Source organism: Macrococcoides bohemicum (genome assembly GCF_016865215.1).
In the GTDB taxonomy this organism is placed as follows: domain Bacteria; phylum Bacillota; class Bacilli; order Staphylococcales; family Staphylococcaceae; genus Macrococcoides; species Macrococcoides bohemicum.
In genome coordinates this window covers 560,687-572,577 of sequence record NZ_CP054482.1, presented here as the reverse complement: position 1 = coordinate 572,577, position 11,891 = coordinate 560,687, and the positions used below count along the sequence as shown (strand labels likewise).

Annotated in this window: 16 protein-coding genes; 6 read left to right on the top strand and 10 right to left on the bottom strand. The window is 34.9% G+C overall.

Annotated features, from left to right (window positions below; genetic code table 11):
• The first annotated feature begins 226 nt into the window (after positions 1–226).
• Positions 227–655: a hypothetical protein gene (locus tag HT586_RS03000; protein WP_203546239.1), complete on the top strand. Its 429-nt coding sequence runs from the start codon at positions 227–229 to the stop codon at positions 653–655.
• Between the two features lie 12 nt (positions 656–667).
• Here the strand turns inward: HT586_RS03000 and HT586_RS02995 are convergent, their stop codons facing one another.
• The 5 genes from HT586_RS02995 to dhaK all read right to left on the bottom strand — a co-directional run bounded on the left by HT586_RS02995 (position 668) and on the right by dhaK (position 3,857).
• Positions 668–1,609 (bottom strand): hypothetical protein, encoded by a 942-nt coding sequence (locus tag HT586_RS02995; RefSeq protein ID WP_203546237.1) that lies wholly within the window; start codon positions 1,607–1,609, stop codon positions 668–670.
• Positions 1,610–1,711: 102 nt separating this feature from the next.
• Positions 1,712–1,861 carry a hypothetical protein gene (locus tag HT586_RS02990; protein ID WP_203546236.1) on the bottom strand — a complete coding sequence of 50 codons (150 nt, stop codon included), beginning with the start codon at positions 1,859–1,861 and terminating at the stop codon, positions 1,712–1,714.
• A gap of 75 nt (positions 1,862–1,936) precedes the next feature.
• Complete coding sequence (dhaM, locus tag HT586_RS02985) at positions 1,937–2,302, bottom strand: dihydroxyacetone kinase phosphoryl donor subunit DhaM (RefSeq protein ID WP_203546234.1); 366 nt, start codon at positions 2,300–2,302, stop codon at positions 1,937–1,939.
• Complete coding sequence (dhaL, locus tag HT586_RS02980; protein WP_203546232.1) at positions 2,302–2,880, bottom strand: dihydroxyacetone kinase subunit DhaL; 579 nt, start codon at positions 2,878–2,880, stop codon at positions 2,302–2,304. The genes dhaM and dhaL overlap by 1 nt, the downstream gene beginning before the upstream one ends.
• 11 nt (positions 2,881–2,891) lie before the next feature.
• Entirely contained in the window at positions 2,892–3,857 is a 966-nt protein-coding gene (gene dhaK / locus HT586_RS02975; protein WP_203546230.1) for a dihydroxyacetone kinase subunit DhaK, read from the bottom strand.
• A gap of 139 nt (positions 3,858–3,996) precedes the next feature.
• Here dhaK and HT586_RS02970 point away from each other — a divergent pair, with 139 nt between their 5' ends.
• Positions 3,997–6,066, top strand: a complete 2,070-nt coding sequence (locus tag HT586_RS02970) for a RecQ family ATP-dependent DNA helicase (RefSeq protein ID WP_203546228.1) — start codon at positions 3,997–3,999, stop codon at positions 6,064–6,066.
• Between the two features lie 19 nt (positions 6,067–6,085).
• Here HT586_RS02970 and HT586_RS02965 read toward each other — a convergent pair whose 3' ends face one another.
• Positions 6,086–6,856, bottom strand: a complete 771-nt coding sequence (locus HT586_RS02965) for a LysM peptidoglycan-binding domain-containing protein (protein ID WP_203546226.1) — start codon at positions 6,854–6,856, stop codon at positions 6,086–6,088.
• 112 nt (positions 6,857–6,968) lie between these two features.
• Positions 6,969–7,865, bottom strand: coding sequence for a carbohydrate kinase family protein (locus HT586_RS02960; RefSeq protein ID WP_203546225.1), 897 nt, complete (start codon positions 7,863–7,865; stop codon positions 6,969–6,971).
• A gap of 140 nt (positions 7,866–8,005) precedes the next feature.
• Between HT586_RS02960 and HT586_RS02955 the strand changes: the two genes are divergently transcribed.
• Both HT586_RS02955 and HT586_RS02950 read left to right on the top strand, forming a co-directional pair.
• A complete protein-coding gene (locus HT586_RS02955) occupies positions 8,006–8,434 on the top strand; it encodes a hypothetical protein (protein ID WP_203546224.1) in 429 nt (142 codons plus the stop codon).
• Complete coding sequence (locus tag HT586_RS02950) at positions 8,431–8,859, top strand: hypothetical protein (protein ID WP_203546223.1); 429 nt, start codon at positions 8,431–8,433, stop codon at positions 8,857–8,859. The genes HT586_RS02955 and HT586_RS02950 overlap by 4 nt, the downstream gene beginning before the upstream one ends.
• 30 nt (positions 8,860–8,889) lie before the next feature.
• Here the strand turns inward: HT586_RS02950 and rbsK are convergent, their stop codons facing one another.
• Entirely contained in the window at positions 8,890–9,747 is an 858-nt protein-coding gene (gene rbsK / locus HT586_RS02945) for a ribokinase (protein WP_203546222.1), read from the bottom strand.
• A gap of 96 nt (positions 9,748–9,843) precedes the next feature.
• Between rbsK and HT586_RS02940 the strand changes: the two genes are divergently transcribed.
• Positions 9,844–10,302, top strand: a complete 459-nt coding sequence (locus HT586_RS02940) for a hypothetical protein (protein ID WP_203546221.1) — start codon at positions 9,844–9,846, stop codon at positions 10,300–10,302.
• A 285-nt stretch (positions 10,303–10,587) separates the two neighbouring features.
• Here the strand turns inward: HT586_RS02940 and HT586_RS02935 are convergent, their stop codons facing one another.
• The gene (locus tag HT586_RS02935; RefSeq protein ID WP_203546220.1) at positions 10,588–11,106 is read right to left on the bottom strand and encodes a YdhK family protein; all 519 of its coding nucleotides are present in this window, start codon (positions 11,104–11,106) and stop codon (positions 10,588–10,590) included.
• 116 nt (positions 11,107–11,222) lie between these two features.
• Positions 11,223–11,750, bottom strand: coding sequence for a hypothetical protein (locus tag HT586_RS02930; RefSeq protein ID WP_203546219.1), 528 nt, complete (start codon positions 11,748–11,750; stop codon positions 11,223–11,225).
• On the opposite strand from HT586_RS02930, the gene HT586_RS02925 reads away from it, so the two are divergent.
• The gene (locus HT586_RS02925; protein ID WP_238999306.1) at positions 11,711–11,857 is read left to right on the top strand and encodes a DUF2188 domain-containing protein; all 147 of its coding nucleotides are present in this window, start codon (positions 11,711–11,713) and stop codon (positions 11,855–11,857) included. The two genes, HT586_RS02930 and HT586_RS02925, sit on opposite strands and share 40 nt — an antisense overlap.
• The last annotated feature ends 34 nt before the right edge of the window (positions 11,858–11,891 follow it).

The following is an 11,891-nucleotide window of genomic DNA, read 5'->3' as shown; positions in this document are numbered from 1 at the left end:
CGATACGGATTATTTTGCTGATAAGGATTGTAGTATCTATCTTGCCTTATTTCTTTCGGATTTGGTCCCCATTTGTTTGTTCCAGGTTCAGAATCTTGAGCACACCACACGATGCACCATATAGTGAGTACTAATTTACAACAAATGCAATAAGTTGAAAACTATCACTCTTCCTTTTATAACCATTTCAAGATATAATATACATAAAAAGTAAAAGAGGTGCGTTATGACTAAAAAGATTTCTTTTAAAATCCTCATGTTCTCATTATTCTATCTCGCCTTAATGATATGGATGATTAATATCGGAATATATAAAGATCTCATATTACTTTCGTTTATGATTCTTTATTACTTTACATCTGTAAGACAATTATTTGCTGAGTATAAAACTAAAATGATAGATCCCGCAAACAAAATAGCGATTCATAAAGCAAATATGGTTAACTTTCGTAACAATGTCGTTGAGAGTTTAATAATTTTCATCATTTATGGCACAATCATTTATTTCAAACACTTACCTGATTTATTCGCTACTCCATATTATATGCTTATTTTCCTGCCTGCCGGAGGTGTATTCGGATATGGTGTGCGTTACTTCATGGAGAAAGAAGAACTTCAAATTGCAATGAACAAAAGAAAAACCACTTCACAATAGAAGTGATTCACTTTATTTCACAGCGATAATGATATTATCGCTGAGCTTTTTATGTTTAAACTTATCTGCATGTTCGAAGTCATCATTGAAAATAATATGATATTCATTACCTTTTACAGCATATTTGAAATCATAATCGATAATCGATTCATTAAATCCTGCAAGCGTAAATTTATGATAGATACCTGCTGTATTATCATTTAATACAGGAATCACCGTATATTCATCGGCAGGACCATATTTATTTCTGTAAAAGAAGAAGGTTACTTCACCATTACTCAACTTTGCAACAAGTTGACCCGGTATTGTCATTTGTTTCAATACTGCACTTGCTGCTGTTTGTGGGTCATTATACTTTCTTAAAGGTGCGTCAGTACCGATACGATTGTTCGCTGCATCCAGCCATTCACCGTTATTTCCGATAAACGTCACATCTTTCTTCAGACTTTTATCCATTAGTACGCCACGCTTACCATCTTCACTCTCTATAAAGACATTAACTGGATCATCACTTCTATCAATAGCACCAGATTGATAATCAAGTTTACCTGCTGGTGTATTAATCGACCAGGTATTATCTATAATTTTATTATTTATCTTATATTGATGACTGATAACCTTCGGGAACGCCACTTTTGTCTTCCCAGTTTTATCAAATGTTAAGTAACTATTCATGATGTAACCAACTTTGTTTCCCATATATGTTCTTAAATTAAAATAGCTACCATCTTTTAATTTAAAGAAATCATTACGCATTGATAAATCATCCAATTGTTCCATTGCAAGTTCATCAACATGTAATTTAGCTTCATCGTAATATTGATAAGCATCTTTTATCTTTTTTATGTCTTTCGTTGCGACAATAGATTGTTCTTTCTGCATATTATGCACTACAAAAAACGCTGCTATCGATAATAAAAATATCACACCTAAACTGATTAATACACGTTTCATTTCATCACTCATCTCTCGTTTACTTCCATCATTATACATTAAATTGATATATATGTATATTGACTATAAAAAAGAAAACGCCCTTTTCAGGACGTCTACTCATTATTTATCTTGATCTTCTTTACTTACCTTCTTCTCACCAGGCTGTAATTCAAGTTGTTCTTTAACCTTCTCGTTCATTTCACCATCAATAACTGATTCTGGCATGACTTCACGTCTGTTACTTGTTGTATCTTTATCAACATTTGACATCTTCATCGCCTCCATTTTTTGATAGTTAACTATACCCTGAAATACGTAAAGTATACGTAAATAGTATCAATCAAGTTATGCTTTCATTTTAAAATTATCTTCTAAACTTTTTAATATTTCATCTTTAGATTTACCAATCTTGCTTTCAACAGCAGCTAAAAATGCACCTTCTACGATTGGATAGTGTGCGATTTCAATGTTTGGATAATCACCTAATTCTAAAGCCATTTCAATGTTCATCTTACTTGATCCGATATCATAGAAACATAGTGCATCGTCTGTCACACTTTCAAATAACACATTGATATTATCAATCGAAGTACCAATGTCACTATCAATACCGCCAGTAACTTTAATTGCAACACCATCAGCCATCTGCTCAAGCAATGCTTTAATACCTTGTGCGATTTCATGACTATGACTCACTACCAGTATTTCCATTAACGTACCTCCTCAAGTAATGTGTCTAAAATATACACTGCACTTTGAGCGCCTGGGTCGATGACACCTTTTGATTTTTCTTTAAAGTATGCAGCACGGCCTTTCGTCGCTTCAATATCTTTCGTATCTTCAGCAAATTGTTGTAACTCAGCACTTGTCGGAATATTACCGGTTTGAATCGCTTCACTAACGGGTCTCAATACGTCATACATCGTCTTTTCCCCACCTTCAACCTTTCCGCGTGCTTTTACCGCTTCAGCAAATTCATTGATTAATTTTCCGATATTTTCTTTTGTAATTTCATCTTCTGCAACTTGAGACATCTTTACAAATGAAAATCCGTATAATGGCCCTGATGCACCACCAACAGCACTCATCAATGTCATACCACATGATTTTAATACATCCGGTACTGTATCTCCTGATAACTTCTTATCTACTGCTTTAAATCCTCGCAGCATATTAACACCGTGATCCCCGTCACCTATTTCACGGTCTAAATGCGTTAACTTCGTCTCATTTTGCTCGAATTGAGATAATAATCCTTTTAATACTTCAGTCAATCTTTGTGCATCCATCATACCCACTCCTAGTTAAAATATTTACTCTCTGTTTCACTTTCTAATGCTGTTAATAGTGCTTCATCGTATTTCAGTACAGTAATAGAAAATCCCTGCATATCGAGTGCAGTCATAAAGTTACCTACATAAAGTTTCTTAATCGTTTTTCCTTGTGCTTCAAAGTATTGATTTAAATAATATGCAGTAACACTTAGCTCGCTATCCGGTGTACCGCCCATACCATTAAGCATAACAATTGAATCATTAAAATCTAACTGACCTTCTATCTCTTTCATCATTCTTGCGATAATCAAATCAATTGATTCAATTTTTTCACGATAAATACCTTTCTCACCGTGAATACCAATACCAATTTCCATTTCATCATCAGCGAGATCAAATCCATATTGCCCAGTTGTTGGTACCATACAAGGTTCTATTGCCATACCGATCGTCGCCATATTTGATAATATCGCTTCTACTTTTTCTTTAACTTCTTCTAACGCCAATCCTTGATAAGCATAATAACCTGCAACTTTATGCACAAATACTGTACCAGCTACACCGCGACGTTGCTCTTTATTATCGATTGCAATATCATCTGCTACTATCACACGATCTACTTTAATGCCTTCCATTTCAGCAAGTTCCATCGCCATTTCGAAGTTCATAACGTCACCGGCATAATTTTTTACAATCAGTAGCACACCTTCAGCCGTTGCAACTGCTTTAATCGCCTCTAAAATCTTATCCGGTGTAGGAGATGTAAATATTTCGCCACATACTGCTGCATCTAACATTCCTTCAGCAACATAACCCGCATGTGCAGGTTCATGACCGCTTCCTCCTCCTGAAACTAATGCAACACCTTTTTCTTTACGTTCTTTTCTTACGATAACTGAATCAGCAATTACTTCATGTGCTTTGTCAGCAAGTGCTATTCCTTTTAACATGTCACTTACAAATTGCGTTTTGTCTTTCATTAACTTCTTCATATTTTATCGCCTCCATTTAATTACATTATAAACCTGTTCAAATGATAAGGCTAACAATAGCAGTACCAGCTCTTCGTAAACAAAATCAAATATCACAAATGTTATAATATAAATATCATTAACTACGGAGGTCACCCAAATGGATTTCAAACAGCGCGCGATAGAGATGTTACATGAAACATACGGAGCTGAAGCTAACTTTCGAGAAGGTCAACTGGAAGCGATATTAGCGGTAGTAAATAAACAGAAGACGCTGGTGATTCAAAAGACGGGCTGGGGGAAATCGATTGTATACTTCATCGCTACTAAGTTATTAAGAGAAAATGGTAGTGGTCCAGCTGTTATCATCAGTCCTTTACTTGCTTTAATGCATAACCAAATTGATGCTGCTGCTAAACTCGGTTTAGATGTCGTTACGATCAATAGTAACAACAAAGATGAATGGGATGATATTTATGCTCGTCTCAGTGCGGTTGATGCCATTATCGTTTCTCCCGAGAAATTATCTGATGCAAGATTTATTGAAGCATTATCACAAGTGAATGATATCGAGCTTATTGTAGTAGACGAAGCACACTCTATTTCAGACTGGGGGCATGACTTCAGACCTGATTATCAGCGTATTGTGAACCTCGTTAAAGATTTACCAGACTCAATCGCAATTCTTGGTACAACTGCAACAGCAAACGACCGTGTCATTGAAGATATTAAATCGCAACTGGGAAATCTCCAGGTATTCCGTGGTGATTTAATCCGTTCTAATATTTCGATTCAAGTGAATCCAGCGCAATCGAAAGCGGAACGACTTGCTTTCTTAGCAGCTTCACTCTCAGAGCATCCTTTTCTGAACAAAGAACAAGGTATCATCTATTGTCTTACAAAGAAAGAGTGTGAATCTGTTGCACAGTTCTTAATTGAACAAGGGATCTCGGCCGCACCTTATTATTCAGGTATGCAGAATGAATTCGGTGAAGATACTACAGAGGCTACACTTGAAGCATTTCATAACGGTGACTTCAGAGTGATTGTTGCGACAGTGAAGCTTGGTATGGGGTACGATAAATCAAATATCGGATTCGTTATTCATTTCCAGCTGCCACAAAACTTAATCTCATATTATCAGCAGATTGGACGTGCAGGACGTAATGGTAAACCTGCACTTGCAATTCTGCTTCATGGTGATGAAGATGAAGCTATCATCAACGCATTTATAGAAGGTGCGAATAAAGACCCAAAATTACTATCTGAAATATTAACACTCATTAGCCAGCATCCTGAAGGTATGTCCAGAAACGATATTCTGCCTCACTTTAATATGAATGTCACAAAGCTTGGGTCGGTACTTAAATACTTATTCGTCCATGAATATATATTAATGGATAAGCGAAAATACGTCATTAATCCAGATAAACACTTTAATGCTGAAGAGAATGCACAATTACAGCAGCAGTTAAACGTAACACGTTTACAGGAACTCGAGCATTTAAAGCGATTTATCAATTACGACGGTTGTTATATGAAGTATATCGCCGATGAACTTGATGCACCAGACAAACAGGAAAAGTGTGGTATTTGTGCACATTGCAGAAATCGTGAATTCATAACCATAGATAAAAATCATCCAATGATATCTATCGCAAGCCAGTATAAGAATAAACTACACGGAGAAATCTCACCACGTAAACGCTGGTCGAATAATAAAAAGATTGATGAATCATTACAATTTAAAACAGGATGGACGTATACAACCGATGCATACTCACCAGTTGGTCGTAAATTTATGTATGAACGCGATATCAATCAGTTCTCAGAACAGACGACAACACAGATCAGTCAATTCCTTAAAGACATGATACTAGAACATCAGATTGATGCTATTGTAGCAGTTCCAAGTCTTAGACGACCTAAGCTCACTAACAAACTTGCACAAGCTGTAGCTGAGTCTAACCATATCGAATATATCGATGCAGTCGTAAAAATAAAGCCGGGTAACAAACAAAGCGAAATGCATAACTCAATTGTGCAGGAACGAAATGTAGAGGAAACCATTGCTATTCAAAACGAAGATTTAATAGAAGACAAACACATACTACTCATTGACGATACCGTCAATTCCCGCTGGACAATGACAGTCGTCGCTTCAAAACTTTTAGTTCATGCAAAAGCTGTATATCCATTCGCACTTGTGAATACGGGTGCCGGAGAATAAAAAAATGCCTTCAAGATGATTATCTTGAGGGCAATTTATATTTAAATACTGGTTTACCTAAACTATTTTCAAATACGTCTTTAGCTTTTATCTTTTTAACAAAATCTTCATTAATACGATAATAATACGTTGGAACACCAGGTTTTTCAGCAAATCCTTGATAACCTGTAATCATGATGCCATTGTCATATGCAGTTTTATAGCCCATGTGGATGATCTGATTCTTATTCAGAATTACACCCGTATGACCCAATGCACCCCGACTATTCACCTTACTACCTAATACGAATATATCTCCGTAACGCACATCTTTTTTCTTTATCGGTATAAACAAACGATTCTCCTGAGCAAACATCGTTGTGGTATCACCAAGTACTGTCTGCTTTGGTAAGTAACCCGCTTCAATCATTGCTGCGTAAACAGCACTCGAACAATCCCAAGTATCTTTACCCCATCGTCCTGCATAAGATTGATAACGTGTCTTACCCATACGATCGTAGAACCATTGAACCATTACATCTTTGCTTGGCACACTGCGTTTATAAATAGGTTTAGTCTTATTCGGATTAGATGTAACCAAGTGATCTCCAGGGTACGTTGCATCAAGAACTAATGCATTCCACTTCTTAACGTTTGCAGGCGTAATATTATATTTCTTAGCAATTGAAGTGACAGTATCATTCGACTGCACTGTATGCACTCTTATCGTCGTGTAACGCTTTGCATCCGCATCGTTCATTGGAGTTAAAAGTAATGCACTCGCGGCTATTGCACAAATTAATTTTTTCATAGAAATCTCCTTTAGGAAATAAGTTATTAGTTATACGAATAAAATTCATATTGTAATTCAATATAACTAAACGATACTCTGTTTTACAGAAAATAACAATACATTTTTGATTTTATCTTCTCAAAGATTGTCGAAGCTCTTCGTATATTCCTTCTTCTAAATGCACTCCATTCACACCAACCACTTTACTCGATACCAGGTTCGCAAAATCAACTGCTTCATGTATTGTTTTCCCGATACTTAATGCTGCTATTACACCACCAGTATGACTATCTCCAGCGCCAATTGTATCAACCACTGTAGCTTTATATCCTGTTACACTGTGCATTTGACCATCATAATAAATTGCACCGTCTGCACCAGTCGTCACAATAACTGTGTTATGCGTCCAGTCATACATTTTTTGTAGCGCTTCTTCTAAATTTTCTAACCCTGTCAACTCTTTTATTTCCTGATCATTTAAATGGATAATCGGTGACAACGCGTAGAGTGCTTCCATCTTCCTCTGTTTAATTAATTTACCTCGTGGTCCAGGACAGAAGATAATTTGACCAGTTACATGCTTTAATACATCTATAATCTTATCACCATCTATTTCTTCAATCTCCAATCCACACACATAAATATAATCAAATGAAGTTATATCTAAATCCGTTACCCATTCCGGATTAAATGAATACTCCACGCCATGATGGGACAAGAATGTTCTGTCACCATTTTCTTCAACGAAACAATAACAGCATCCATTCGCACCACTCAGATGTATTTCACTTTGTATCCCTAAACGATTCAATTCTTTCTTCACAAAATCACCATACATACCTGTTCCTACTGGCGATATAAAAGTATAATCTACTCCCATCCGATGCAATACATTAACAACGTTAAACGCACACCCACCTACTGCCATCATCTGCTTTTTAATATGTTCATCACCTTGACTCGTCGGTAATTTATCCATATAAATCATAATATCAGCAACAGTTGATCCAATAATTAAACACTTCATAAGCACACCTACCTTCATTAAATTCATTTTATAACAGTTCCATCAATTAATCATAAAATTTCCCGGAAAATATATACCATTTTCTTCAACTTTCCTAATTTGTGGTTTATAATAAGTATATTGAACAAAGGGGTGGTGACATGATATCGTGGTATATTAAACACAATAAAAAATTTTATATTACGAGTATGATTGCTCTTATCATTGTAGCTTTTGTATTATTCTTTATATATTATCCGAAATATACTTTATTTGCAGTCTATGCATTTACGATGATGTTATTAATTTGCTATGCAGATACGATTACACAAATTAAAAGATATCTGGAAACCAATAATGCTAAAGACTGGCTCGTTGCTCAGTGGTATTTAAAAGACTGCCTCACATATAGTGCAGTCCTGGCAATTATATTATCTCTTGGATATATTGTAGTGCATTTCTCACCACCAAATATTCCAGATAGCGAAGTGCATTACACGGCAATCATTATCTTTATATTGTATGTCCTGTTCAAATGGCTACGCTATTATGAGTTTCGTCGTGAAATGAAAGAAGGAAAGACGATTTGAAGCAATATTTAATAAAAAATTATATTTACTTCTCTCTTTTCACCGCATTTTTGTTATATGTATTTTTAACGGATAATGGTCATCTTCATCCACTAGAAATTATTTTTATTTTATTATTAATGTTTGGTTATCTCCTTTTCATTTGGCCGGAAGCAAAAATAAAATACGATGATTTTGATAATGAAAGTCAAAAATATTCATATCGACTGAAGTATGAAAAATTCTGCTTAGTTTTCTCAGTTAGCTTGTTAGTGTTTGGTAGTGTTTCTTGTATTTATTTATATATCCAACATTACGATATATTTCTCATGACCTTGTTAAGCTTAATGTTGGGTGGCTATTCGATAGGGATAATTAGAACAGATTTGAAATTTAAAAAAGAATACGAAGCATTTATTGAACGACAAAACACCAGTGAAAGATGAACAATTACTTTCACTGTTGCTTTTTTATTTTCATTCTATTTCATTTCTATACGGCATACCACCTTGTGCTCCTAATCCTCCAACAGAAAGACCAGCTGCCTGATTCGCAAATTGTACAGCTTCTTTTAAAGACATACCTTCACTTATACCTACAGCCAGAGCACCGTTGAATGTATCGCCAGCGCCCGTCGTATCTATAACTTTTGATTTCATACCTGGAATATTAATAAATTCACTATCGAAATACGTCGCTCCTTGTTCTCCGAGTGTCACAATCATTTGATTTGGATATTCTTCAATCACATCAGTAAAATCTTCACCAAACATCGCCTTAACTTCCGTTTCATTCGGTGTAAAGTACGTAACTTTCTTCAGCAATTCAGGTTTGTTTTCTATATATGGTGCAGGATTATAAATTGTCGTTATCTTCTTGTTATAACTTTCTTCGATAACATATTCAATAATGGATTTCGGAATTTCATTTTGCAGCAATATAATACTATCCTGATCCATACTATTAAATACCTTATCTACTAACTCAAATGAAACTTCACTATTTGCACTCGGTACAACAATAATTGAATTATCATTATCCGCTAATGTAATATGCGCTGTCCCACTTGCGCAGTCATCAATTTGCTCAATATAATCAATGTTTACATTGTTGGCTTTCAAATTCGTTACAATCATCTCTCCGAAATTATCATCACCAACACAACCTACCATATAAACATCTGCACCCAGACGCGCTGCACTAACAGCCTGATTCGCACCCTTACCCCCTTCAGTCATAAAGAAGAATTCTCCTAAGATTGTTTCACCTTTCTTAGGTAACCTGTTGGACTGTACAACTAAATCTACAGACATACTTCCGATAACATATATCATATACTCACCTCTTAAAATTATCATAACGAAATACTTTAAAAATGACACGTTCCATATACAATTTATTTGTTATACTATCAAAAATGAGGTGATTGAATGGATACAGTGATATTAAGGGAAGAAGACAAAGCAACACTAAGAAAATATAAAGTAGATTCGGAAAAGTTTGAAGAAGTATTCGAAGATATCTTTAGAATGATTAGTTATGAATATGATGAACTATTATTCAGTGAATTTGGTTATGAATTCGATCCTGACCAGATCGAACAAATCCCACGGATCGCAACGATGAAGAAAGATTTCTTACAAATTTTTGACCACATAGCTATTGATGAAGGTTATATGAGTCACAACCATTATTACGTATCTTATTTTAGAGACATATCGTGCGAAATAAAATTAAAAGACGGTACAATCATCAAAGGTAAAAGTATAGACACACATTGGAAGTATAAAGAAATTAATATTGAAGTAAAATATCCCTTCAGAAAACAAATCGTAAAAATCAATTTAGACGAAATAGAATACATCAACATAAAAAACAGCATAATTTAAATATGCTGTTTTTTACTATTTTCTCAAGATAAATTCCTTTAAATACATGACTGACAATTGTTCGACGATGCGCCTTTTTCTTTCGTATCTTCTTCGTTGCCACAAGCCGCCACTAACATTGCTGTCATAGATAATAGTAATAATTTTTTCATAGTAAACCCCTTTACAAATTATTCATTATTTCTATTATCTACTAATTTTGTGTGAGAATAAATATTATTTTTAATTATTTAATATAAAAAATCCGCATATGTAAACACATATGCAGAGAATTATAAAACATAATTATTTTAACTCGTCTTCAGTCATCCATTTATGATCTTTAACCGTCTTACCTGTTTCTGTATCTTTATAATCCACTACGTAAACATCAGTCTTATGCACATTATCAATTGTAGCCTCTGCACCTTTCATACCATCCATATGATTAGCTGTCATTTCAGCTTTGTCTCCTTTTTTTAAACCAGGTTTCGGTGCATCCTTTAACTCTTCATTTACCACCCATTTATGATGACTTACTTTTTTATCACCATTTTTCGGCTGATAACTCACCTCATACACGTATGTTGTATAAACCTCTTTTACAACACCCTCTGCATTCTTCATGCCCGGCATATGACCTTCAGTTAATGTGACTTTGTCACCTTTTTTATATTTCGGATTCTGTGCAACCTTCATGTTAGATGGCGTAGCTTCACTATTGTGATTCATATGTGCATGCTCGTCATGTTTCGCTTCTTCATTTGCACCACAGCCACTTAACAAAATACCTGTACTCACAACTACTGCAATTATTCTTTTCATATGTTCCACTCCTTCAGGTTTATTAATTCTACTCTATTTTATACCCTATAGAGGTATAAATCAAATGAAAGAAAACTCAGTGTATCCCATATATACACTGAGGGGATTTAAATATTTTATTGCCCTGGATTCACATCATATTCTTGTAGCCATGCCTGGTTCATAATTTCAGTCGCTTCACGAAGTTTTTGATCATATTGTTCTTGAGAAATTAATTCTGCATTATAATCTGCAAAAGCTTGACGTTCAATGACTCCTTTTTTATTACCTGCTTCAATAATCGCCGGTGTTTGACATGCTTCAGGAATACCACCGCGAATATTCTTACAGAAATTAATCCTTTCTTGTTCTGTGGGTTGATTATTTTGAACTTGCTCTTGAGTCGCTGGTTCTTGAACAGTTGCCGGTTCTTGTGTTACAGGTTTTCCAACTTTTTCTGTAGTTTTTTCTCCAGCAGATTTTTTAGATTTTTTATTCTCAGCAATTTTTTCTTTAGCTTTTTCAGCTTTTGACTTTTCTTCTTTTTTATCTTTCGTAGTAGTTTCTGTTTTATCATTCTGAGCCTTATCATCTTGTGCGACACATCCAGCAAAATGTTGATTTAATGGATAATGACGTTGAAGTGTATTTCGAAGACGAATCATGGAAAGTGAAAACAAAAGGTTCTAAACGTGCATCTCAAACGTTCGATACGAAAAAGAAGCAGTTGCCCGTGCAAAAGAAATTGCTGAGAATAAAGGTAGTACAGTAATTGCGCATAAGAAAGGTGAATAACTTTTATAATA

What these genes read in the sequence shown, in the direction of transcription:
- HT586_RS03000 (WP_203546239.1), top strand. Translation starts at nt 227, where the DNA reads ATGACTAAAAAGATTTCTTTTAAAATCCTCATGTTCTCATTATTCTAT.
- HT586_RS02995 (WP_203546237.1), bottom strand. Translation starts at nt 1,609, where the DNA reads ATGAAACGTGTATTAATCAGTTTAGGTGTGATATTTTTATTATCGATA.
- HT586_RS02990 (WP_203546236.1), bottom strand. Translation starts at nt 1,861, where the DNA reads ATGTCAAATGTTGATAAAGATACAACAAGTAACAGACGTGAAGTCATG.
- dhaM (WP_203546234.1), bottom strand. Translation starts at nt 2,302, where the DNA reads ATGGAAATACTGGTAGTGAGTCATAGTCATGAAATCGCACAAGGTATT.
- dhaL (WP_203546232.1), bottom strand. Translation starts at nt 2,880, where the DNA reads ATGGATGCACAAAGATTGACTGAAGTATTAAAAGGATTATTATCTCAA.
- dhaK (WP_203546230.1), bottom strand. Translation starts at nt 3,857, where the DNA reads ATGAAGAAGTTAATGAAAGACAAAACGCAATTTGTAAGTGACATGTTA.
- HT586_RS02970 (WP_203546228.1), top strand. Translation starts at nt 3,997, where the DNA reads ATGGATTTCAAACAGCGCGCGATAGAGATGTTACATGAAACATACGGA.
- HT586_RS02965 (WP_203546226.1), bottom strand. Translation starts at nt 6,856, where the DNA reads ATGAAAAAATTAATTTGTGCAATAGCCGCGAGTGCATTACTTTTAACT.
- HT586_RS02960 (WP_203546225.1), bottom strand. Translation starts at nt 7,865, where the DNA reads ATGAAGTGTTTAATTATTGGATCAACTGTTGCTGATATTATGATTTAT.
- HT586_RS02955 (WP_203546224.1), top strand. Translation starts at nt 8,006, where the DNA reads ATGATATCGTGGTATATTAAACACAATAAAAAATTTTATATTACGAGT.
- rbsK (WP_203546222.1), bottom strand. Translation starts at nt 9,747, where the DNA reads ATGATATATGTTATCGGAAGTATGTCTGTAGATTTAGTTGTACAGTCC.
- HT586_RS02940 (WP_203546221.1), top strand. Translation starts at nt 9,844, where the DNA reads ATGGATACAGTGATATTAAGGGAAGAAGACAAAGCAACACTAAGAAAA.
- HT586_RS02935 (WP_203546220.1), bottom strand. Translation starts at nt 11,106, where the DNA reads ATGAAAAGAATAATTGCAGTAGTTGTGAGTACAGGTATTTTGTTAAGT.
- HT586_RS02925 (WP_238999306.1), top strand. Translation starts at nt 11,711, where the DNA reads ATGGATAATGACGTTGAAGTGTATTTCGAAGACGAATCATGGAAAGTG.
- HT586_RS02930 (WP_203546219.1), bottom strand. Translation starts at nt 11,750, where the DNA reads ATGATTCGTCTTCGAAATACACTTCAACGTCATTATCCATTAAATCAA.